Genomic DNA, 23,442 nt, shown 5'->3' with positions numbered 1-23,442 from the left:
TTTGTGTATCATTCAGAATTTATTTCATTATTTTTCAGGCAGGTGAATCTATGAATTCAAATCACAAACCGATCCAATCCTTTAAAATCGTACAGTTCATGATGACCATCTACAGGCAGCGGCTGACACGTATTTTGCTTCCGCTGGCTGTATTGGCTTTTATTATATGGGAGGCCGGACAAGAGCTGAAAAGCTTCAATCTGGCACGTATGCTTCATGAGCTGCGCCGAATGGATGCTACCTTTCTCATCGAAATCGGCTTGTTCTCACTGATAGCCGTGGCCGCCATGAGCGCATACGATTACGTGATCAGGCATCATTTCAAGCTACAGGTCAAATCCGCAGCGACATTCCGGTACGCCTGGATTTCGAACACCTTCAATAACGTCTTTGGCTTCGCTGGCTTTACAGGAGCGGGATTGCGCACGGTGCTGTACAAAAAAAGCGGCGTGCCGCTGGGTGTCATCACCTCTGCAGTTGTGTTCCTTTCGCCTGTAGTCATTACCGGGCTTTCTTTGCTGGCCTGGGGCGGGATTGCCCATCTATATCCGGTACAGCCCGTGCTGGATGCTCATCCGTGGCTTCATTGGGCGTTATGGGGAATGGCGCTGTACCTGCCACTGTTCCTGATTATGCAGCGATCCAAACGGTACGCCACATGGTTCAACAAGGGAGAAGGCCAGCTTTCCTGGTCCACCATCTCCGCCTCCATCGGCGCTTCGCTGCTGGAATGGCTGCTGGCCGGCCTTACCTTTGCATGGATCGGCTCGCACTTGTTGCATGAGCTGCCGATGAATGCCGTGTTCGGCATTTATGTAATTGCCGCGATTGCCGGGCTGATCAGTCTCGCGCCCGGAGGAGTCGGCGCTTTCGATATTATTGCCCTACTCGGGCTGCAAATGGCAGGCGCCAACTCGGATCGAGCATTGGCTGTGCTACTGGCCTTTCGCGTCTTTTATTACATCATTCCGTGGCTGATCGGCCTGGTGCTGGCTGCGCTGGAAATGATTCCGCGCAACGAACGTCTGAGCCAACTAGCAGAGACGAGTTGGGAAACCTCACTCAACGCTTGGCAAAAGGTATGGGGGTGGCCCGGTCAATTCCGCTTTCTGGCCGACTTGGGGGTATGGGCACTTGGCAAGCTGGTACTCATCTCCGGCGTGGTGCTCCTTCTGTCGGCGGCTACGCCCGGTCTACTATATCGGCTGCGTTTTGCCGAGCATCTGCTCAGTCTGCCTGTCATGCGCCTGTCGCACGAAATCTCCGTCATCATCGGAATTATGCTCGTGGTACTGTCTCACGGAATATCCCTGCGCATTCGCAGAGCCCTGCGGCTGACGCTGGTACTGCTGCTTGCAGGGTCCATTTTCACCTTCATTAAGGGTCTGGATTTCGAGGAAGCTCTGTTCCTGTTGTTCGTAGCGCTGATGCTGTGGATCTCGCGCTCGCGGTTTTATCGGGTTAGTGCGCCGCTGAATCGGCACAATATTTTAATATGGGGCGGATTGTCTCTGCTCGTAACCGGCGCTTACTTTATGATAGGGGCAGGCTCCAATACTCCGTTTATGCGCCATCTGCACGCCAAGGTCCATCTGGACTTTTTTATGAACCGCAGCGATTACGGGGTTACAGCGGTGTTCAGTCTGATTTTGGCGTGGGTATTCCTGACGGTGTATTTCTTCCTCCGTCCCCAGCGTGGAATTGGAAATCTGCCTGACTCGCAAGAGCTGGGTAAGCTAAAAGAATTTTTGGAAAAGCAAGGCGGCAATTTGGTTTCTCATATGCTCTTTCTAGGCGATAAGTATCTGTATTGGACCAAGAACGAACAAGTGGTTATTCCCTATGCCCGCAGCCGGGACAAGCTGATTGTGTTAGGTGACCCGCTCGGTCCGAAGGAACGTGTGAGCGAAGCGATTCAGGAATTTCAGCGCTTCGCAGACCGATATGCGTTAACGGCTGTATTTTATCAGGCATCACCAGAGTATTTGTCCATCTACCATGAGAATGGCTATCGGTTTTTCAAGCTGGGCGAGGAAGCGCTGGTGCCGCTGGAGTCCTTTACACTGACAGGTAAAAGCAATCAGGTGCTGCGCAGTGCCAAAAACCGCTTTGACCGCGAAGGATACACATTCGAAATGATCCAGCCGCCTTTGGATGGAGCATTAATTGAGGAGCTTCGTCATATTTCGAATATCTGGCTGGACGGACGGAAGGAGAAGGGCTATTCGCTTGGCTGGTTCAAAGAGCCTTATCTTCAGTTAGCCCCGATTGCGCTGTTAAAGGACCCTGAAGGAAAGGTCATCGCCTTCGCGACAATGGCCCCTGCCTATGACCGTGGACAGACCGTCTCCATAGACCTGATGCGGCATCTGCCTGATACGCCAAATGGCACGATGGACTACTTGTTCACACGAGTGATCGAGTGGGCCAAAGACAGCGGGTATACAACATTCAATCTGGGCATGGCTCCGCTGTCCCAAGTAGGACAAAGCGAAAAAGCGTTGCGCGAGGAAAAGCTGGCTCGACTCGTTTTCCAATACGGAGGACATTTTTACGGCTTTCAAGGGCTTCGCCGCTTCAAGGATAAGTTCAAGCCGCAATGGGAGCCACGCTATCTGGCCTATCCGGCTTCTGTCTTTTTGCCTATTCTGACACTGGAGCTGGTATATCTGGTCTCCAAACGCTCAGATTAGGTAAAAGCATTTCTGGCAACGAAAGCATAACAAAAGGGTGTTCCCCCAACCACGACGGTTGCAGGAACACCCTTTTTATGTTAAAAATTCTTCTTAGAAGCTACCTTTTACAACAACTTCAGACAATGGGAAACGTCCTGATGGACGTGCTGGTACTTGTGCTTTACCTACAGAAATAAGTACGGTTGGCAGGTAACGTGCAGGAATGTTGAATTGCTCGATCAATTGCGCAGGAATGAAACCACCCATAGCGCAAGTGTCATAGCCGAGCGATTTAGCAGCCAGCATAATATTCTGTGCCGCAAAAGCAGAGTTCAGGATTGCTGCATCGCGAGCTACTTGTGCGTTTTGGTAAGCACCGTTGATTTGACCTACCAATGCGTCACGGATTTCTGCTGGCAATGAGCCTGCTTCTACCGCTTGATCATAAATAACTGTGTTACGATTCGCTTCCATATCACCCAAAACGGCAATCGTTACGGAGCTTTCCGCTACTTGACCCTGGTTGTAGGCGATAGGCAGCAGCTTTTGCTTGTCAGCTTCAGTTTCAATCACGAGGAATTTCCAGTGTTGAAGGTTCCAGGCGGAAGGAGCTTCGATCGCAGCTGTCAAAATAGCTTCCAGGTCTTCCTCTGGCAATTTAAAATCCTTGACATAACTTTTTACCGCATGTCTTTCACTAATGACAGACAGAGTTTCGTTTTTTTGGATACTCGACATTCTGGACACACTCCCAAGTTTCTCATATTATATATATCTGATCTTGAATCCTTATTTACTTCCCAAACTACTGTAATTATAAAAACGGTAGTGAATGATGTCAATATGTTTAAGTATGACCCTGCACTCAAAATACAGTACAATATGGATAAGACATCCATATCAGCAGATGCCTGCTGATCGGACAAGACACGGTGAGTTCATTTTGTTCTCATTTGAATCCAAAAAGGAGCGTTATTATGATTGGATCGTTTAAAAAAACAGATATAGCTTTGTTTGCCGCCTGGGTTGTGGCTTGTGTGGCCACATTAGGCAGTCTGTATCTCAGCGAGATTTTGGGGTACGAGCCATGCAAGCTGTGCTGGTTTCAGCGCATTCTGATGTATCCCCTGACCCTTTTGCTCGGAATCGCTTATTTTCGGGGAGATACGGCAATACGTCGTTATGTCATGCCGCTGGCTATTATTGGAGGCGCCATTTCGGCCTATCACTTTACGATTCAGCGTATCCATGCAGCCGCCAAAGCAGCTACGCAAGCTTCAACCTCCTGCGGCAGAGTATCCTGTGAACAGGATTACCTGAACTGGTTTGATTTTATTACCATTCCTTTTCTCGCACTCATCGCTTTTATCCTTATTATTGCAGCTATGGGGTATATCATGCGTCAGGAGAAAAAATCTGCGCAAGGAGAGGTACAAGCAGAGAATCTTGCATAAGTATGATAGAGACCCGAGATCGTTGGGCCAGTCACCACAATTGAGCGTATAATCCGCTTGGCGGAGGAAAGACTGTAACTAAATATATCCATTACGTATGTGGTATAATGAAAAAAGTTTGCAGTCTGGCTAATAACGCTTACATTTCTTATAGAGGGGGCCCAGTCCATGATTCATATCAGCACCCCAATTCTGCAATATGGCGCAACCTTTGGCATGATCTTGATTGCTGTTTCGGCTATTTTCATCCGTATGAAGACAGGTCACCGTCCCGTTAATGCCAAAAAGATTATCATCCCTCCGCTCGGTATGAGCACCGGCTTTATGATGTTTATCGTACCAGAGGTACGAGTTCCCTGGCTTTGGGCGATGGGCGCTTTTCTGGTCGGCTGGTTTATTTTCTCGTATCCGCTGATTCGCAGTACCAAGTTTGAGATGCAAGAAGGACAAGTTTTTGTACAACGCTCACGCACCTTCTTTTTTATCCTGATCAGTCTGCTGATCGTTCGCTTGCTGCTGCATGAGTTTATTCAGCGCTACATTACCATTCCACAGACGGCAGGGCTATTTTTCATATTAGCCTTCGGAACCTTGCTGCATTGGCGGCTTCGTATGTATTTTCAATATCGTCAGCTCAATCCGAATGAGGCAGAAATCCGAATCTGACAAACGGATACTCGCGTGCAGCAAGCATGTTGTTGCATACACCAAAAAGACACGATCTTCCAATAGGAGCCGTGTCTTTTTAGGTTTATTCGGTTGGCTTAGAGCAGCATGATGCATTCCCGTAAAAAGAGGCTACCCGATTGCGCCCTTTTGACACGCTCTTCTTAGCAGACTCTCAGGATTTAAATGCGCTCTTTGTTTCGTTTATCAGCTCACTTTGAAGTGAATCCCAAATGAGTGATACCTTTGATTCTTAATATAATAAATGGCTTGATGTTACAAGAATCCGAGATATAGTCGATGCCTATATTAACATATTTACATTTTATTACACGGGCATGTATTTTTATTTTTATCTCAAATAATCCATTTTATAGAATAATTATGATCGTTATGTGGGATTGGGAAGAGGAATATTTTTGCATACAAGGGATGTGGTTTCCAAGGTTTCTGACTGAACATAGTGATGTTTATTGTACATACGATTGTACTGATTAATTAGTTCGTCCAAAAACATAGCCTGCTCGAGTACGCAAGCGTGTCCGAACCCGTACTGATCATAAAGATCGTGCAATCGTTGTCTGGCGCCTTCTATCTGTTGATTTAACGTTAAATTTTCATCATTGTTCATGTTCATTCCCCCCTAGTGAATCATTTTAGGTGGTAATGAACAAAAGCATTATGATCTTTTTTTAGCCAAAAAAAGTCGCAAACTGAAATAAAAAAGACCAGCATAAAGCTGGTCAATAGGATTAAGTTTGTGACTTTAAATCATGCTCCACCAATGTGGTCTTGCAGTTTTATCATGCCAGAAGTCGGATGCTGAACTGGTACCACGAATACCAGTAAGCTAACTGTCACTAAGATTAAAGCCATCTTTTTGATCATTTCTTGCCCACACCTCCTCATACATGAATTGGAACTGAGTTTGTGTTTCAGGAGCCGCATGTGTTTTGAAGTGGAGAAATAGCCCAACACAATTGGCAATAAGTAGTCCATGATTAATTGTAACAGCTTTTTCAAAAGCGTTTATTAAACAATTGAAACCATATGGATATCTACCTTTATTTAGGCTGTATTTAGCCATCTTGTACCAAAAACGAATATACTGCTGTGGTAAAAATTGTTGCGTATACATATCCGAAGAGGATACTTCTTGATACGCTGAAATTTGGGGTTCAAAGCGCTGAAGGATATGATCGACATTCACATCATATTGGTTGGCTGCTTCAATGATATTTAGAAGTTCGGCGAAGATTTCTTTTTCACCAACCATGTACTCCACATAATCCGGCAGCACACTGATATCTCCTGACATAAGCCTATTAACGTAGGTATTAATTTTAGCCCATTGCTGAAATTTGCCTAACCACTGGAGTGTATCTGAATCAGTTTCCTGAACCCAGCTTAGATCAGTATAACCACGTATATGCTCTAAAGCCTGTTCATGATCTCCATTCGCATCACAAGCATTAGCGTACAACAGTTCAGCGTAGGCTATGTATACAAAAAGAGGTCTGCTAAGTTTCTTTCCCGGTTTTATTTCTCGCTTGGAGTTATGAACCAAATCGTACTGTACTTGTCCTAACTTATACATTTGACGTGAAAATTTATAGACCTTATCCCACAAGCTCAATGATCTATACACGTTGGCCAAGTCCTTCAAGGCATCCAGTTGGTCAAATTCATCCAAACGGTCGACAAAAGGCTCAAACTTAGCAGCAGCTTGAAGATTTTGAGCCTGATCTTTCCCTATCCGGATGCTGAATAACCGATACTGGCACACTGCAAGCCGTTCTGAATGCTGCTTTCTTTCACTCACAGCCACGTTTTCATAAAGGTAAGCTGCTACTTCCCGATACCCTTTGTGGAATAAATCCTCAGCTAGTTCAAAGAGCGAAAGAGTGTAGACCGGATTATCCAGAAACATACTTACAGCACGCTGTAAGCAATCCAGTCGCCCTAAATCAACACAACGATACAAGAAAGGTTTTACTCTCCGCCAGTTAAGTGGAGATTCTTCAACGCATTCTTCAACGAACCGCTCATAAAAATAATCCAGTGGTAAATTCATGCCTAGCGTAATGCGATCCAGTTGATTAACAGATAAAGAACGATTGCCTGTGATGATGCTGCTAACTGTACCTACATTCAAATTAGTGATATGGCCAAACTGGGTCATACTCAAGCCTTTCTGTTTCAGATATCTTTCAATTTCTGCCCGAATCGTAGGTGTTATTTCCATGAATAAACCACCCTTTCAGCGTGAACTTTGGAATGTGTGCAAATTTAAACAAAAATAAGAATTGGAAAACTCGTAATATAATGAAATATTTGTATGTTTTCAATATACCATCTATTGGTACAACAATAAATACCTCTTTTTGGATAACATTGGATTATGTATCCGGAAATTATAAGGGATTTATGGATTCTTGGTAGATTTTAAGATAGGTGACAGTTTAAAGAATTAAGTGGGTTTCTATAATCTGATAAGGAGGATATCAATTGAAGAGAACAGGTATGACACGTCCCCTAGATACGTTAGGCCGGATTGTTATTCCCATGGAAATCCGAAACTCAATGGGGATTGAGATTGGTGAGCCTTTAGAATTTTATATGGACATTGAAAAAGGTTTTATGGGCATAGGAAAGTATAGTAGCGGGGTTTCCTGTAATTTGTGCAATTCATTTCAGGATTTAACCTATTTCAAAAGCTTACTTTTATGTAAGCAATGTATACTCGACCTGAAGGGAAACGTAGGTGTTAGTCCCATTCCTGCCCCTGTTGTTAAGCAGCCTATGTACAAAGAAAAAAAAGTAAATCGGTCGACACAAGAACTGGTTGAAAGCCTGAGAAGACTCATACGCGAGCATCCGACAGCCAAGCAGAGTGAACATGCAAAAAGGCTCGGCGTATCACAAGGCCGTATTTCCCAGCTTAAAAAGTTATTATAGCGTGCGATGACGTTTTCTTCATGATTATACTTATGGAGGTGTCAGTGATGGGGAATTGTTTTAAAACAGAGGAAGAAATTTATTTGTTATCTGAACACGTACATCCCTTGGATAAGGGTTTTGAATTATTTCGTCTAAATTATAGACAAAATGATTGGGCAGAAGCGGATCGCGTCGCTGATCACATTTTAAGTATGGCTGAACGCAGTTATAACAGTAGACAAAAATGGGGTGACATTGTTCCTCTAAATCAGATGCTAAAGCACCCGCTTATATTTTATTTTGGATACGGATACCTGGCTAAATCTATCATTTTTCAGAAGCAAGGTCTTTTTAATCGTGCAAGAGAATTTATAGCTAAATATGCTGACTTAGGATGGTACGAAAATACTACGGACGAAGATATACAAGAAATAGAACGTTTTAAAGGATTTGCAGTGGCAAATGGATACGCTGTAGACTTATTATCAGGCAATAAGGAACTATTGAAGGAATACCATGAGTTTATACAAGAAAACGACGAGGAAACATTGCCCGGATTCATCACAATTTTTGAGGCTGCAAACATAAATGAATGGAATATAGACGAGTATTATATTCTCGATCAGCTAGAGACTTTTTCCAGCTTTGAAGACCTTGGAAATCGTGTGTATTATGTGAAATTACTTAATCAACTAGCTATCTATAACATAAATCAGCAGCGGTATGGTATCGCCATAAATTATATTCTGGATTATTTGCAAACAGCAGTTACAATGGATTTATACAGCGAAAACCATTACTCCTTTCAATCACGGTGTTAACGGGTAACAGCAAAAGGCCACTTGCATCAGCAGGTGGCCTTTAGACTGTCCTCGGACAGCCTCTTCTTCTGTAATATGTCCAGTGATCTGTACGTTCCCCGGTTGCTGTCTGCTTCTTATTGCTGGGTCAAAATGATCGGGCCTTCCGCTGTAATCGCCAGCGTATGCTCGTATTGCGCCGACAAACCGCCATCCAGAGTACGCGCCGTCCATCCATCTGGATCCACTTTGCTGCGGTAGGTGCCCGTGTTCAGCATCGGCTCAATCGTAATGACCATGCCTTCCTTCAAGCGCGGTCCGCGATGCGGTGGTCCATAATGCGGCACCTGCGGTTGTTCATGCATATCTTCCCCGATGCCGTGACCAATAAATTCGCGGACAACCGAGAAGCCTTCTGCTTCCGCATACGTTTGAATCGCATGGGAAATATCTCCGATCCGGTTACCGATTACAGCCTGCTCAATCCCTCTGTACAGGGATTCCTTGGTAACATCCAGCAGCTTTTGCGCCTGCTCGGAAACATTACCCACTGCATACGACCAGGCGGAATCCGCCAGCCAGCCGTTCAGGTTTACAACCATGTCAATCGTCACAATATCCCCGTCCTTCAACGGTGTCTTGTTCGGGAAGCCGTGGCAAATGACATCGTTAGGCGATCCGCAAGTCGCAAACTGGTAGCCGTTATAGCCCTTTTGTTCCGGCGTTGCGCCATGCTTTTTCATAAACGATTCCGCGAAGGCGTCAATTTCCAGCGTTGTAATTCCCGGCTTGATCATTTTGGCGATTTCCCGGTGGCAAGCAGCCAAAATATCGCCAGCTTTCTTCATATTTTCAATTTGTTCTTTGGTTTTAATAATAATCATTAAACGGTCTCCTTCTTTTCCGTGTTCGTTCCACTTTCACTGCTGCTTTTTTCTGCTTCTATTGTAACGCTAAAAGCATTGAAATGGAACCGATGTACATTGACACCGTTTACAGAGATTTTAAATTGGGTATATAATACTAAATAACTTTGTATACCAGTATGCTCGAAAGGGGCAACCTACATTTTCAAGAAGGAGTATACCTATGAAATATCCGTCAGTCTGGCTACAGGGTGCATCGCTTGGTGAAAGGATTGCTTGTGAGCTTCGACTTCAGATTATCCGTGGCATGCAGACACCCGGCACGGTATTATCTGAAAATCAGATTGCTGCCGATTTTGGCACCAGCCGTTCTCCTGTTCGTGAAGCGTTGAAAGTGCTCTCCGGTGAAGGATTGCTTCGCTTGGAACGTATGGGCGCGATTGTCATCGGGATGACACCCGCTGATATGGAGGAGCTGTTCGATGTGCGTATGCTGATTGAGCATTTTGTCGTACAAAGATTTGTACATAGAGATAATGCCGGATTAGTGACCACTTTAAACCGAATGATTGACAAAATGGAAGTCGCTCTCAAGCACAGAGACGTCGTTGAGTTTTCTCTCCATGACTTCACTTTCCATGAGGCTCTGGTTCTGGAAGCAGGCCATACTCGTATTCTCCACACCTGGAACGGAATGAGGCAGTTGATCCTGACGGTCATGCTGGCTGCCACAGAACAACGCTTTGCGGCCAATATTGAAGAATCCCAAGTCACGATTCACAACCATCGCACCTTTGCAAACGCTTTAAATAAAGGAAGCGCTCAGGAGTTGTCCGAATTTATCGAGAATCATTACCGGGACACCCGCAACGCGGTAAACGACAGCGTTCTGTCCCCCTACCGCAAGAGTTTGTTCTAGTCTGTAACATGTATAAAGAGAGCCGAAACACCACGCTTTATGTATTCAAAGCTGGCGCAGCTCTTCTTTAACTAAAATTGTCGACAAGTATACACGTACTACACATTAAAGCATAAGGAGGCGATGGTTGTGCTTGCTACAGGGGCGGGATCGCTGATCCTTTCGCCATGTGAATGACGCCGGTTTTTGGATGATCAAAGAATTTTTCAACATGACAGTTCCACAGACGCTCAAATCATGGACCGCGATGGAAACGATTCTCTCCCTGGTCGCCTTCGGTTTGATTATGCTGCTGAGTGTGTTAATTTAACGATAATAAGCTAATAACGGTAAATGAAGGGGAGATTAAATATGACAGACACCCGATATATGATCGGAGTCGATATCGGCACGACTAGTACCAAGGCGGTGCTTTTCGAAGAAAACGGCAATATAGCCGCCCAGCATCATGTGGGCTATCCACTACATACACCTGAGCCGGATGCGGCGGAACAGGACCCGGAGGATATTTTCAAAGCCGTCGTGACAACGGTGCAGGAGGTCATAAAACAAAGCGGAGTAGCAGCCGAGCATGTGCTGTTCGTCTCCTTCAGCTCGGCCATGCACAGCGTGCTGGCGGTGGACAAAAGCGGCAAGCCGCTGACCGCCTCGATCACATGGGCAGATAACCGCAGCGCCAAATGGGCTGAAGCACTCAAGCATGAATACCATGGACATGACATTTACTTGCGCACCGGGACACCCGTTCATCCCATGTCGCCGCTGACGAAGCTGATGTGGATTACACGGGAGTTGCCGGATATTGCGACTCAGACGTACAAATATATTTCTATCAAGGAATATGTGTTTGCCCGATTGTTCCAGCAATATGTCGTGGATCATTCGATTGCATCCGCTACGGGTCTCATGAATTTGCAGCAGTTGGATTGGGACGAAGAAGCGCTACGTATTGCTGGTGTCACAAAGGAACAGTTGTCTGAGCTGGTGCCGACAACTCATGTCCTGAAGGGGCTGGACGCGACCTATGCACATGATATGGGCTTGCTGGAGACGACTCCTTTTGTCATCGGAGCCAGCGATGGTGTCTTGTCCAACCTGGGTGTGAATGCCATCAAACCAGGGGTTGTCGCTGTCACGATTGGTACCAGCGGCGCCATCCGCACCGTGGTCGATAAGCCGTTGACCGATGACAAGGGACGCTTTTTCTGCTACGCATTGACCGAAAAGCTGTGGGTGATCGGCGGCCCGGTGAACAATGGCGGTATTGTGTTCCGCTGGATTCGCGATGAATTTGCAGCCTCCGAGGTGGAAACCGCCAAACGATTAGGGCTTGATCCGTACCATGTGCTGACCCAAATCGCGGAACAGGTACGCCCCGGCTCGGATGGCCTGCTCTTTCTCCCGTATCTGTCCGGCGAACGTGCGCCTCTGTGGGACCCGAATGCGCGCGGCTCCTTCTTCGGCTTGTCCCTGCGTCACAAAAAAGAGCATATGATCCGCGCCGCTCTGGAGGGTGTGCTGTTCAACCTGTACACGGTTATGCTGGCCATGGAAGAGGTCATCGACAGACCCTCGGTCATTCACGCCACTGGCGGATTCGCACGCTCGGAGCTGTGGCGACAGCTCATGGCGGATATTTTCGATCAGGAGGTCATTATCCCGGAAAGTCTGGAAAGCTCCTGTCTTGGCGCAGCTATTTTGGGCTTGTACGCACTGGGACGGATTGATTCGCTGGACGCTGTATCTGGTATGATCGGCACCACTCACCAGCATAAGCCCGTGGCCGAGCATGTGGATATTTACCGTGATTTATTGCCGATCTATATCCGTATTTCGCGTAAATTTGAAGAGGAATTCAAGGATATTGCCGAGTTTCAGGCCAAATCCTTAAAACCTTTAAATTAGTGGAACCCGTCCTAACACCGCTGCGTATTACCGTTTCATAAGAACCTGTCTATGTCAGTTAACGATCTAAAAATCAGTCGGACAGGATAAGAAGGAGGATTAGACGATGCTCAAAAAACTAATGCACCGCCTGCTACATTCCACCTCTCATTCTCATAAGCGGAAATACAGCAGCTCGGACCGTTATTACGAACGAAAACGTCGTTCTTCATCCGATTCAGGATACAAGAACAGCCATAACGGGCACCAATATTACAAGGACAAACGCCGTCATTACTCCAGCTCGTAAGTAAAGAGCTGCGACGAATGAAACCCAGCATAAGAAGGAAGCCATTTGCCCCTTCAAACCCTATAAAGCGAAGACCCTTCTCCTCTAGGGCCTTCGCTTTATTGTTGTATGCCCGGCGTTATGCAGGGCAACATCTGTGCATTTTACAGGAAACCGTCTATTAACAAAATTACAGAAATAGAGTTTTGGAGATAATTACCAGCAAAATAAACAGAACCAGAATCGCTCCTACAGAGGTCCAAGCTCCGCCGTACCCCATACCGCCCATTCCATACATATGACTCATTTACAACACTCCTTTCGCTCATTTACAGGATCATTGTATGTAGATCTGGTCAAATGCGTAAGGGGGCATTCCCCCATTTTTGCGGCGAATGCCCGTTATTTTATGGACTATTTTTATGGACGTTCTTTATGGACTAGCCCTCCTGCTGCACCAACGCCTTCTCCAGCTCCAGCATAAACTGACGACTATGTTCATACCTTGGGCCAATCTGAAAAAGACGCTCCAGCAGATGGCGCACAGGTGGACTCAGCTTCAATTCTTCCTGCCAGCTTCCCGGCGGTTGATCCGGCTGAGGCTCGTAACTGCTGTACAGCATAAAAAGCATCAAATGCCCGACATCGTATAAATCGCTGTAGATGGCAATATCCTGCCGTTCGGGTGCGCGTTTTTCCAGCATAGATCCGGTAAATATATCCTCCTGCTGCTCTCCCATCGCCAGTGCAAGGCCAAAGTCGATCAGGTACGGTTTCCCTTCGCGGTGGATCACATTGGGAATGCGGATATCCCGATGGATGTAGCCTCGTTCATGCACATGCAGAACCCGCTCCATTAGCTGCAAGGTGTAGACGATGCATTCTCGTTCCGTAAAAGAACGGCCCTGTTCAAATATAAGCTCCTCCAGCGTCATGCCGGAGATATATTCCATGACCAAGTACAGTCCATTCTGATGCTCAGCACTTTCGAGCAGCTTCGGGATATGGGGATGTTCCATTTGTCGCATAATGTCGGCCTCACGCTGCAACAGTTGAACACCTTTCGCCCGCTTGCTCGGTCTGGGTAGCTTAACCGCCACCTCCTGCCCATTATGCTTGTCCAGACAAAGGTAGGTCAGACCATAGCTCCCCATACCCAGCAGCGAAAGAATATGATAACGTCCGCCCAGCAGATCGCCAGGCTGATTCGGGTAATCTATCCAAGCTTCATAAATATTCCGTAACCAAGCAAACATTCTGATATCCCTTTCCTATACACGCTGCAGCAACGCTATATATGCAACTTGCTCTTATCTTATCATGCCTATGCTTCTCTGCGTCTGCGTGGTGTCAAACCGAGCCAGGACAGCAGCGAACCGCGTGACTTACGCTGTCTACCCTGATAGGTGCGCAAATTGGTGATTAACTGCCGATCCCGTTCCTCTTCCACCCGTTCTTTCATCCAGCGCTTTTGGTCCTCTAACTGATTGGAAAGGTTGATGTTCTTTTCCACCAAACGGCTATGCTCTGTTTCCAGCTCTTCCAAACGACTCTGCATCTCCAATAGAGCGCTCTGCACCATAATCTGCATCTCCGTCAGTGCTTGGGACTCTATAGGCTCCTGCGTTTGTATCTGCACTGGTGTTTGTTCCAGTTCTTCCTTTTCCCTCTCCCTTGTTTGCTCCAGCCTGTGCTCAATCGTTAGCGCCAAGGTATGCGTCTGTTGTTTCCGCGGTTGTAGCTGCGTTAAGCCTACTAACTGCCCCTGTACGCTCACTTCATCCTCTAATCCTGCCGATTCAAGAGTAGCGGCGGCTTGCGCCTGCATTACAGACTCTTCTCTGCCCTCTGTCGCAGCCAAAATTTCCTCCCAGGTTGCAGCCAGCGACTCACCATCCGATACGGGTGGCAAGCGAACGCCTGCATCCTCGATTTGGAAGGGTGCGGTTACCCTCTCAAGCACCACCTGAACCGCCTGCTCCATCGTCAAATGTTCCTCACGCAACGCCCCTCGCATCACCTTCAAGCACTCTACATCCTCTGGACTGAACAATCTCGATTGATTGGCGGAACGCGGGAACACATAGCCCTGCTCCTCCAGCGCTGCCGCATATTTACGAAGGGTACTGGCCCCGATTCCCAACTGCTTTGCCGCTTCCGTCGTCGATCTGCTTTCTTCCATTGATCATTACCTCCCCGGATGGTATGGAAAGAAATAAACTTATATACGTACAATTCGCGGAATCAAATGGAAACCCTTTGGCAAAAATGTTCTAATATTGCGGACTGCTAGGAACCTTTGTCATAAGCGAAAATTTTATAAAAATGCAAGAAACGACTTCATATTACCATTAAGCATGACTTAAAAGCTTCCTATTGTGCGTGGTACCTCGCCTATTTCCCATTCAATAGAGTGTCTTTTTTAGAAACGTCACATAAATGTCACACTCCCCATAATCACATGGCATCATTCCTATCATCAACGCGGCGCAAAGTACAATCAATGCGGATGCCACCCCAAAAGGGAGCTACTCACTCCCTGCAATCCATACCTGCAAAAACATTGCGTATTCCGCGTATTCTCTATATTTCAGCCTTTACACGTGCCTCTGGTCATAGTTATTTTTATATTTTTCGGAATAAAGGCAAAACGATGGATATTTCCAAAAGCTCAGCAATATGTTATGTTATGTAACGTAAAATGGGTTTTAGACATAATTTATAGCATATTAACGTTCGCTGGAACGAGGAGGAAACATAAATGAAGGGGAAGGCAAGGAAAGTAGCTATTGTCGGCGCGGGTATGGTCGGTTCGAGCTGTGCCTACTCAATGGTCAATCAGTCCATTTGTGACGAAATTATGATGATTGACCGCACGTATGATCGAGCTTTGGCGCATGCACTGGATCTGTCCCATTGTATGGATTTTACGTCCACACGTACCAAGGTACATGCAGGAACATATGCAGATTGCACGGATATGGACGTTGTCATTATCACGGCTGGGGCTAACCCCAAACCAGGTCAAGATCGTCTGTCCGTACTGGATGATGCGGTGATCATTACGCGCGAAATTGTAACGGCGATTATGGAGAGCGGCTTTGACGGCATTTTCGTCATTGCGGCTAATCCTGTCGACATTGTGACCTATCTTGTACAAAGCATATCCGGTCTGCCACGCAACAAGGTGATCGGCACGGGCACCTCCATTGACTCATCCCGGCTTAAGACACTGCTCTCCGAGGTGTTTTCCATAGATCCGCGCAGCGTGCAGGGGTATGCTCTTGGCGAGCACGGTGATTCCCAATTCGTTGCATGGTCGCACGTTACCATTGGCGGCAAACCCATCCTGCACATCCTGCGTCAGCATCAGGAGCGGTTCAGCCACGTTGATCTGGATGATATTGCCCGCAAAACGAAGGATGCAGGCTGGGAGATTTTCACCCGCAAAGGGGCTACTTATTTCGGCATTGCTAATGCGCTGGCGTACATTACCCGTTCCATTTTAAATGATGACGGTAAAATTATTGCTGTTTCGGCCGTATTAGACGGCGAGTACGGACATACCGATGTCTGCACAGGCGTTCCGGCGATCATCGGCAGCAAAGGAATTCAGGAGGTCATCGAGCTGGAGCTAAGCCCGGAAGAGCAAGCAAAGTTTGACGCCTCCTGCCGCCTCATAAGTGATAATATCCGTGCCATGCTGGGCTTAGTTTAAAATGTGTCACACGCCGGATTGAGATATATTATCGTATTTTTCAATCCGGCGCGATTTATACTTCCCAAAAATTCCATTTATCAATACACCATCTTCATCCTAAAAGCTGTAGAGAGACCATGATATTGAATCTGTGGTTAATAGCCTCAATACGTATATTTCCATCGTATTTCTCCGTAATCCTTCGGATATTAGCTAACCCGTTTCCATGAAAATCAGGCTCTTGTTTCTTCGTGCGAAAACTACATGTGAAATCCTTCATCGTGTTAATAACATTCATAAATAGCGTGTACTATAATAGATGGTTCGTTTTTTTGGCACAAATTAGCTACGAAGTTGCCACACTCCTTCAAAACGAGGTGTAATTATGATTTATTTAGTTTTTCAGCAACTAAACCCTCTTGTCCCCACTCTGCTCATCTGCCCTCTAATCGCCATTATAATTGGAATGATGTGCGCCATACTTCATTCGAGGGTTACACTGGCTTTAGGTGCTGCTCTTTTACTTCCCCTTCTGTTTATCACAACAAATATTGCTACCATTAAATCCAACTTGGACTCGTGGGCGATGTACGGTATTATTTATGCCCTGATGACCTATGGCGCATTTAGAATAACTTCCCGAGCTAGAAGTTGAATGATCTCCTTGTAGCAGCGCTGAAATAATGCCCCGGAAGAATGATAACTTTAAAACAAATGACCCATAAGAGGGTCATTTGTTCACGACATAACAAAGAAGAGTACCACCTATAACCAACAGCCGAGTATTCCGTCCTATATTTCTTTACGTCGAAATACCGTCAAACCCGCAATCCCAAACACAACAAAGCTACCCAGGACAACCGTAATCAGCGTATCGGCTGGTACGATGAAAGCCCCAAAGCTGTCTCTTCCGACAGGCATCATCGCCAGCACAGGCTGTACCCACGGATAGTACGGGCCGTAGGTCTGTGAGTTGGCGACCAGAATATTGGGCACTGTGAAAACAAAGTTCAAGGCAAGCGGCGCGGCAAAGCTGGACCACAGGAAAGACACCATCAGCTGTAACGCAGCCAGCGGCAGACAAGCTACCCAGCCTGCGAGCAGACTTTGGGCAATGATTGCCCAAGGGATCGGCCCGTTCATGTCCTGCATAGCTCCGACACCCAACAGCGCTCCCCCGAACAATAGCTGAGTCAGCCCCACCAAAGCCATAATCATCGTCAGCTTGGCTGCGTAGAGACTGGTGCGGGACAACGGCAACGACAGCAGTTGCTTCCAACCGCCGCCCCCATGCTCGAATCGGCAGACCATGGATGCAAATACGGCGGTCAGCATCGGCAGGAACAGCAGCGCATGCACTGTGAGCATGCTAGAGAGTAGCACCAGCCAATTCCCTCCGGGATTTGCAAGCAGCCCGATCAGAAAGGCAATCGCCGGGCTGACGAGCGCAAGCAACCAGACGGGCGACTTGGCTATTTTCAAACGTTCGACAGAAAGGAGTCGTACATATCCTCCGAGCATTACGCCACATCCTTTCTGCTAAAATGAGCCGCCGTCAGCAGACTGAGAAGCGCACCCGTTCCGCAGCCGATGGACGCAAACATCCACGCTTGAGGCGCAACCCATGCGAATTGCGGCCAAGCCAGCGGAAACCATTCAGACAGTTGCGAAGCAAACAAGCTGCCGATGCCTAGCGTAATGCCCAGTGTTACAGGTAGCGCCTGATTATGGAACGTGACCGTTAGCCACAACAGCAATACGAGCATGGGCAGTGTTCCCCCCAAGGGCCAAAACCCGAGCCGCAGCAATTCTCCTATTGGAGCAGGCTGATTCCCGAAGCCAAGTATCATTCCCAGTCCCCACGTTCCAACGGTAAGAAGCAGGCAGGATACACACAGCATCCCGATAGCCAGCGTCAGCTTGGCCATATAGACGCTGAATCTGGAAATCGGCAAGGCCAGCAACTGTTTCCAGGAGTTGGACGAATGCTCCACATTCGCCAGCATGGAAGCGACCATTGTGGCCCCTAACACCAGCGCAAGGGGCACAAATATAGCGATGTTATTCATCAAGGCTTCCCACAGATGACCCTTGCTGCGCGGAATCAGATAATCATAACGAAGCCCAAAATTCAGCGCCTGCATCGCCACCAGTCCTAGTGGTCCGAGGAACACCAGAAACCAGATACCCTTTCTGCGCGCTTTGAGCAGATCCGCAGTCAGCGCTCGCAGCATCATAGGGAAGTCCCTCCTTTGCCGACGACCTGCATGAACATATCCTCCAGGGATTTGCGGCGTTCCTCTACCCGGTATATAGCATGCGTATTTTCGACCAACCTTCTGACCAGCAGCGCTACAGCCGCATCGTTCATGTTTTCAAAATCCAGAGCAGCCCCGTCCCTCACCGAATGATAACCCTGCTCACGTGCAATGAGCTGGGCTGTTTCCGGGTCTGACGTCACAATCCGAATCCCCCCTGCGGATTCCTGACGGAGATTGTGAATCGTATTCTGGAAGACCAGTTCTCCTTCGCGAATAATTCCCACCGTATTCGCCATATGCTCGACTTCGCTCAGCAGATGGCTGGATACCAGCACGGTGATTCCTCGTTCCTTGGGCATCGCCTGAATCAATGCGCGCATTTCCTGAATGCCCTCCGGGTCCAAACCATTGGTAGGCTCATCCAAAATAAGCAATTCCGGATTGCCTAGCAGGGCGGCGGCGATACCAAGCCGTTGCTTCATACCCAGCGAGTAGCCCTTGACTGGTCGTTTGGCATGCTTGGTCAGTCGAACGACTTCTAGCACTTCCGCAATGTTCTCCTTGGGCACATTTAAAATGCGACGAATGGCCTCCAGATTTTCCACTGCGTTCAAATGACCGTAATACGAAGGGTATTCTACCAACGAGCCGACTTTACGCAAAATATCCAGCTTATGTCTGCGGATATCCTTACCGAATATGCGGATCGTTCCTCGAGTCGGGCGAATTAATCCGAGCAGCATGCGGATGGTTGTCGTTTTCCCCGCTCCATTCGGGCCGAGAAAGCCGTAAATATCTTCCCGCCCTATTTTCAGATCCAACTGGTTGACCGCAGGGCGACCTTTGTATATTTTGCTGAGACCGTTTGTTTCAATAATGTATTCGTTCAAGTTCCTCACCTCGACACCCATCGTAACGTGCCAAGTTTAAGGCCAAGGGAACTTTTAGTTTAAGTTTTGTTTAAAAAACGGATTTGTGTCCCGGCGGATGAACTGACAATATCCCTCTCCAGATCCATTTCACGAGCCAACAATTCAGTAATCGCCAAGCCAATCCCGGCCCCTTTCTCATTGGATTGCTGCTCCATTCCCGGTCCTTTATCCGTAATGACTAATGCCTCTTTCCCGTTATGTTCCTCTACATGGATACCGATATATCGGCCTGAGGCGGCGTGGCGAACTACATTTTGAAAGAGATTGTCCAGTAAACGGCGGAAACCCTGCTCATCGACCTTCCACACGATACTATGCTCAGGCAAGTCGATATCCACTTCAAAGCCTTCCTTCTCCCAAACCGGATACCAGTTGGCCGCACACTCCCGTACCAGCCGCAGGATATCACGCGGTTCGTTATTCAATGTGTACTTTCCGCTGGAAAGAAGATTATAGGCGAGCAGGTTGTCGATCAGACTTCCGAGGTCTTTTAGCTTGTTTTCCATCAATGAAATAGACCGTTTTCCCCTGTCACTCAGGCTTTCGTCGTCCAATGTGTACAGGTGGCTGCGCACGACCGTAAGCGGCGTCCGAATATCGTGTGACAGATCAGCGACCAGCCTTTTTCGCAGTTCTTCCTCTTGGCGCTCACGTCCCCGGCTCTCAGCCAGTTGCTCGACCATCTGATTGAACGCTTCCTCCAGCTTGCCGATTTCATCCGGCCGTCCGGTGCTGACAAGAATGGGCAACCCATCCTCTCCCCGTTGCGACATAGCTACCTGAAGCCGCACCAGTCTGCGCCGAATGCCTCCAAAAAACAGGAGAGATACGAATATAAAAGCTGCAAGTATCAGTAAAATAAAAAAGAGGTAGTACAGCATCATGCTATTGTCCGTACGCTGCTGATCAAAGAACGAGCGAGGAATTTTTAATACCATATAGCCCTGATTGGTGTTCTTCTGACCACCGCCAATAAATGAAACCACGGTAAATAAGTCTGAATTCATGGCTTTTTTCATAAATACAACAGCCTGCGTCGCGTCCCATTGCTTTGGAACGTCAGGTTGTGTGGGTAGCTCCAGCCTTGTTTTCCCCGCTGAATCCACCCAAAATATCTGTGAATCAGGAAAAGTATCTCCCTGTATTTTGCGTAAATGGATTGAAATTTGCTCCGGGGTGGCTCCTTTTAAGGCTATGGCCTCACGATGCCAGCTATCCTCGGTCCGGGAACTGGAGAGATAATGTGAATTAGCAGGCTTCATATCCGTAACCCAAGCAGACAAGACACTACTTACAATTAACATAGCAGGCAGCATAATCGGCAATAGCATCATGGCAACCACAAGAATAATCAGATAGCGGAACAACAGTGAATTTCGGAAACGTGTTCCATTGCGCAGTCCGTTCATTATGCCTTCACCCGATAGCCTACACCACGGATCGTCTCAATGATGTGGGGAGTGGCAGGATCAGCCTCTAGCTTTTCACGCAGATGCCGGATGTGAACCATTAAGGTTTTGTCCCCGTCGATATATGGATCCCCCCACACGGCTTCATACATTTGCTCCTTCGTCATAATCTGGCCCAAATGCCGTAGCAAATAAGCGAAAATATGATATTGCTTGCCTGTCAGCGTAATTTCTTCCCCGGTATCACGGTTCACAATACGGTTATCGGGAGGGTACACTGTCAGATGCCCCAACTGCAAGGATTCCTCGGGCACCGTACCTGATCGACGCAGTAAAACCTCCATACGTGCAATCAGCTCGTCCGGATGAAAGGGCTTCGTCACATAATCGTCGGCAAAATCCAGCCCTTGCAGCTTATCATCAATGGAGGCTCGGGCTGACAGCATAAGAATCGGGAGCTCCGGCCGCTCCTTCTTGAGCCGTTTTCCAATCGTAAATCCATCCAGACCGGGTAGCATCACATCCAGAATCACAAGCTGGCATGTATGGGATGCTTCCACAGCTCCATCCCCGCTGCGTAGCCACACCACAGCGTAATTCCGCTCTTCCAAGTACTGATGCATCCAAGCGCCGATATCCAGATCGTCCTCGATATATAACACATTTGTTTTCATTGACGCACACCTACTTATCGTTTTTCTTTTATGTAATGGGCATTATAGCATTTATGATACATAACTCGCGTAAAAAGGTTAATAACTACCTTATACGACATATGCTATATGATTTCAAATTCTACTGTTCACAAAAAGGAGGAATGCCATATGCTGCTGGAAGCGATATACCACCATCCGAAGCGTAATTGGGCTTTTGGTTATGATGATGCAACCCTATATTTACGGCTTCGTGCGAAGAAAAATGACCTAACCGCTGTGCACGCTCTCACCGGGGACAAATACGACTGGGATCGTACCCGACAGCTCATTCCGATGTCCAAATTCGCCACCGACGGCAGATTTGATTACTATCAATGTACTGTAAAGCCCACTCATCGCCGGCTGAAATATGGATTTTTGCTGGAAGACGAAGAAGAACAATTATGGATGAACGAGAACGACTTTACCACCCAAGAACCTCAAAATGCAGATGGCCTGTTCCAATACCCGTTTTTGAATCCAATTGATATTCTCAAACCACCTGCATGGGTGAAGGATGCGGTTTTTTATCAGATTTTCCCGGAACGCTTTGCGAACGGTGACCCCTCTATTAGCCCGGAAGGTGCCGAGACATGGGGTGACACGCCGCGAACCGACAATTTTTTTGGCGGCGATCTCCAGGGAATCATAGATCATCTGGACCACCTAAACGAGCTGGGGATTAACGCCCTGTATATGACGCCTGTCTTCAAGGCGACGACCAATCATAAATACGATACCGAGGATTATATGGAGGTGGACCCGCATTTTGGGGACAAGGAGACGTTAAAAAAACTGGTGGCCGCCTGCCACGATCGGGGAATCCGGGTACTGTTCGATGCAGTGTTCAACCATTCGGGACGTACCTTTAAGCCGTTCGTGGACGTGCTGGAAAAAGGCGAAGCCTCGCTTTACAAGGACTGGTTCCACGTACATAGCTTCCCGCTGGAAGTGGTGGATGATACACCAACCTACGATACCTTCGGGCTGGAGCCAATGATGCCCAAGCTGAATACCGAGCATCCTGAGGTGAAGAAGTACCTGCTGAAGGTGGCAAAATATTGGATCGATGAGATTGGCATCGACGGGTGGCGGCTGGATGTGGCAGACGAGGTGGACCACGCCTTTTGGCGGGAGTTCCGCACCACGGTCAAGCAGGCCAACCCGGATGCGTACATTCTGGGTGAAATGTGGAATGAATCCTCTGAATGGCTACAGGGTGACCAGTTCGATGCGACGATGAATTATCCGTTCACTTATGCGGTGAATGATTTTTTCGTCAAAAAAGAGTCCGATGCCCAAAGCTTCGCTTTTGCTATCGGACGGCAGCTGGCCCGCTATCCGCAGCAGGCCTCTGAAGTGGCCTTCAATCTGCTGGATAGCCACGACACACCGCGCCTTCTGACGCTGTGTGGCGATGACAAGCGGCTGATGCGGCTGGCCGCTCTGTTCCAATTCACGTACATGGGCGCGCCCTGCATTTATTATGGTGATGAAATCGGTCTGGATGGAGATGCCGACCCAGGCTGCCGCAAGTGCATGGAGTGGGACCCTGACAAGCAGGACCGCGAGCTGTTCGACTTTTACCGCGAGCTGATTGCGCTGCGTAAGGAGCACTCGGCGCTGCGTGCTGCGGGAAGCCTCACTTTCCTGGAGGCAGAGCCGGAAGGCGCATCCCTTGCCTATGAGCGCCGCAGCGAGGAAGAGATGCTGCTCGTGCTGTTTAACCGTTCCGGTAAGAGCCACGTGTTTGAGCTGGACATTCCCGAGCAGGATTGGGAATTGGCTTTTGGCGAAAGCCAGTGGTCCGCAGGAGCGAAGGGCTTCCGCGCTGAGCTTCCAGCCTACGGCTACGCCGTGCTGAAGGCAACGCCTAGGGCGCGGGTGGAATAGACGCTCTCCTTTTAATAAGTGGAGTAGTCTCATCCCTTGAGGCTGCCCCTTTCTACATG

Annotated in this window: 23 protein-coding genes and 1 pseudogene; 11 read left to right on the top strand and 13 right to left on the bottom strand. The window is 47.8% G+C overall.

The features are described 5' to 3' along the window. The first annotated feature begins 50 nt into the window (after positions 1-50). A complete protein-coding gene (gene mprF, locus HPL003_RS09930) occupies positions 51-2,693 on the top strand; it encodes a bifunctional lysylphosphatidylglycerol flippase/synthetase MprF (RefSeq protein ID WP_014279492.1) in 2,643 nt (880 codons plus the stop codon). 93 nt (positions 2,694-2,786) lie between these two features. Here mprF and HPL003_RS09925 read toward each other — a convergent pair whose 3' ends face one another. Continuing rightward, positions 2,787-3,413, bottom strand: a complete 627-nt coding sequence (locus tag HPL003_RS09925) for a nitroreductase family protein (protein WP_014279491.1) — start codon at positions 3,411-3,413, stop codon at positions 2,787-2,789. Between the two features lie 239 nt (positions 3,414-3,652). Here HPL003_RS09925 and HPL003_RS09920 point away from each other — a divergent pair, with 239 nt between their 5' ends. Both HPL003_RS09920 and HPL003_RS09915 read left to right on the top strand, forming a co-directional pair. Further along, positions 3,653-4,129: a disulfide oxidoreductase gene (locus tag HPL003_RS09920; RefSeq protein ID WP_014279490.1), complete on the top strand. Its 477-nt coding sequence runs from the start codon at positions 3,653-3,655 to the stop codon at positions 4,127-4,129. 168 nt (positions 4,130-4,297) lie between these two features. Next, entirely contained in the window at positions 4,298-4,795 is a 498-nt protein-coding gene (locus HPL003_RS09915) for a CcdC family protein (RefSeq protein WP_014279489.1), read from the top strand. A gap of 391 nt (positions 4,796-5,186) precedes the next feature. On the opposite strand, the gene HPL003_RS09910 is transcribed toward HPL003_RS09915, so the two are convergent. Next, a complete protein-coding gene (locus HPL003_RS09910) occupies positions 5,187-5,426 on the bottom strand; it encodes an aspartyl-phosphate phosphatase Spo0E family protein (RefSeq protein ID WP_014279488.1) in 240 nt (79 codons plus the stop codon). A 219-nt stretch (positions 5,427-5,645) separates the two neighbouring features. Then, entirely contained in the window at positions 5,646-7,040 is a 1,395-nt protein-coding gene (locus HPL003_RS09905; RefSeq protein WP_014279487.1) for a helix-turn-helix domain-containing protein, read from the bottom strand. A gap of 263 nt (positions 7,041-7,303) precedes the next feature. Here HPL003_RS09905 and HPL003_RS09900 point away from each other — a divergent pair, with 263 nt between their 5' ends. Together HPL003_RS09900 and HPL003_RS09895 are read left to right on the top strand one after the other, a co-directional pair. After that, positions 7,304-7,753 (top strand): AbrB/MazE/SpoVT family DNA-binding domain-containing protein, encoded by a 450-nt coding sequence (locus HPL003_RS09900; protein WP_014279486.1) that lies wholly within the window; start codon positions 7,304-7,306, stop codon positions 7,751-7,753. 47 nt (positions 7,754-7,800) lie between these two features. Next, positions 7,801-8,556, top strand: a complete 756-nt coding sequence (locus tag HPL003_RS09895) for a hypothetical protein (RefSeq protein WP_014279485.1) — start codon at positions 7,801-7,803, stop codon at positions 8,554-8,556. A gap of 116 nt (positions 8,557-8,672) precedes the next feature. Here HPL003_RS09895 and map read toward each other — a convergent pair whose 3' ends face one another. Beyond that, entirely contained in the window at positions 8,673-9,419 is a 747-nt protein-coding gene (map, locus tag HPL003_RS09890; protein WP_014279484.1) for a type I methionyl aminopeptidase, read from the bottom strand. Positions 9,420-9,624: 205 nt separating this feature from the next. On the opposite strand from map, the gene HPL003_RS09885 reads away from it, so the two are divergent. The 4 genes and pseudogenes from HPL003_RS09885 (at position 9,625) to HPL003_RS09875 (ending at position 12,514) form a co-directional block, all read left to right on the top strand. Then, positions 9,625-10,320, top strand: coding sequence for a GntR family transcriptional regulator (locus HPL003_RS09885; RefSeq protein WP_014279483.1), 696 nt, complete (start codon positions 9,625-9,627; stop codon positions 10,318-10,320). Positions 10,321-10,443: 123 nt separating this feature from the next. Continuing rightward, positions 10,444-10,630: pseudogene (locus tag HPL003_RS27455) on the top strand (GntT/GntP/DsdX family permease); the annotation flags it as partial. 41 nt (positions 10,631-10,671) lie between these two features. Next, a complete protein-coding gene (gene gntK, locus HPL003_RS09880) occupies positions 10,672-12,225 on the top strand; it encodes a gluconokinase (RefSeq protein ID WP_014279481.1) in 1,554 nt (517 codons plus the stop codon). 106 nt (positions 12,226-12,331) lie between these two features. Next, a complete protein-coding gene (locus tag HPL003_RS09875) occupies positions 12,332-12,514 on the top strand; it encodes a hypothetical protein (RefSeq protein WP_014279480.1) in 183 nt (60 codons plus the stop codon). A 169-nt stretch (positions 12,515-12,683) separates the two neighbouring features. Here HPL003_RS09875 and HPL003_RS29680 read toward each other — a convergent pair whose 3' ends face one another. The 3 genes from HPL003_RS29680 to HPL003_RS09865 form a co-directional block, all read right to left on the bottom strand. Next, the gene (locus HPL003_RS29680; protein WP_412177974.1) at positions 12,684-12,782 is read right to left on the bottom strand and encodes a YjcZ family sporulation protein; all 99 of its coding nucleotides are present in this window, start codon (positions 12,780-12,782) and stop codon (positions 12,684-12,686) included. A gap of 151 nt (positions 12,783-12,933) precedes the next feature. Continuing rightward, a complete protein-coding gene (locus HPL003_RS09870) occupies positions 12,934-13,749 on the bottom strand; it encodes a serine/threonine protein kinase (protein ID WP_014279478.1) in 816 nt (271 codons plus the stop codon). A gap of 68 nt (positions 13,750-13,817) precedes the next feature. Continuing rightward, positions 13,818-14,675, bottom strand: coding sequence for a MerR family transcriptional regulator (locus tag HPL003_RS09865; protein WP_014279477.1), 858 nt, complete (start codon positions 14,673-14,675; stop codon positions 13,818-13,820). Positions 14,676-15,254: 579 nt separating this feature from the next. Here HPL003_RS09865 and HPL003_RS09860 point away from each other — a divergent pair. Next, positions 15,255-16,211, top strand: a complete 957-nt coding sequence (locus tag HPL003_RS09860) for an L-lactate dehydrogenase (protein ID WP_014279476.1) — start codon at positions 15,255-15,257, stop codon at positions 16,209-16,211. 94 nt (positions 16,212-16,305) lie between these two features. On the opposite strand, the gene HPL003_RS30455 is transcribed toward HPL003_RS09860, so the two are convergent. The 6 genes from HPL003_RS30455 to HPL003_RS09830 all read right to left on the bottom strand — a co-directional run bounded on the left by HPL003_RS30455 (position 16,306) and on the right by HPL003_RS09830 (position 21,469). Next, positions 16,306-16,473, bottom strand: coding sequence for a GHKL domain-containing protein (locus tag HPL003_RS30455; RefSeq protein ID WP_158308733.1), 168 nt, complete (start codon positions 16,471-16,473; stop codon positions 16,306-16,308). Positions 16,474-16,985: 512 nt separating this feature from the next. Further along, a complete protein-coding gene (locus HPL003_RS09850) occupies positions 16,986-17,714 on the bottom strand; it encodes an ABC transporter permease (protein ID WP_014279474.1) in 729 nt (242 codons plus the stop codon). After that, positions 17,714-18,430 (bottom strand): ABC transporter permease, encoded by a 717-nt coding sequence (locus HPL003_RS09845; protein WP_014279473.1) that lies wholly within the window; start codon positions 18,428-18,430, stop codon positions 17,714-17,716. Before HPL003_RS09845 ends, HPL003_RS09850 begins: the two co-directional genes overlap by 1 nt. After that, a complete protein-coding gene (locus HPL003_RS09840; protein WP_014279472.1) occupies positions 18,427-19,344 on the bottom strand; it encodes an ABC transporter ATP-binding protein in 918 nt (305 codons plus the stop codon). The genes HPL003_RS09845 and HPL003_RS09840 overlap by 4 nt, the downstream gene beginning before the upstream one ends. Positions 19,345-19,403: 59 nt before the next feature. Next, on the bottom strand, positions 19,404-20,795 hold the full coding sequence (locus HPL003_RS09835; protein WP_014279471.1) for a sensor histidine kinase: 1,392 nt from the start codon (positions 20,793-20,795) through the stop codon (positions 19,404-19,406). Then, positions 20,795-21,469 carry a response regulator transcription factor gene (locus tag HPL003_RS09830; protein WP_014279470.1) on the bottom strand — a complete coding sequence of 225 codons (675 nt, stop codon included), beginning with the start codon at positions 21,467-21,469 and terminating at the stop codon, positions 20,795-20,797. The genes HPL003_RS09835 and HPL003_RS09830 overlap by 1 nt, the downstream gene beginning before the upstream one ends. Positions 21,470-21,619: 150 nt before the next feature. Here HPL003_RS09830 and HPL003_RS09825 point away from each other — a divergent pair, with 150 nt between their 5' ends. Further along, positions 21,620-23,383, top strand: a complete 1,764-nt coding sequence (locus tag HPL003_RS09825) for an alpha-glycosidase (RefSeq protein WP_014279469.1) — start codon at positions 21,620-21,622, stop codon at positions 23,381-23,383. Positions 23,384-23,442 lie beyond the last annotated feature (59 nt).

Source organism: Paenibacillus terrae HPL-003 (genome assembly GCF_000235585.1).
GTDB classification, from domain to species: Bacteria; Bacillota; Bacilli; order Paenibacillales; family Paenibacillaceae; genus Paenibacillus; species Paenibacillus terrae_B.
This window is presented reverse-complemented; position numbering and strand designations above follow the sequence as displayed.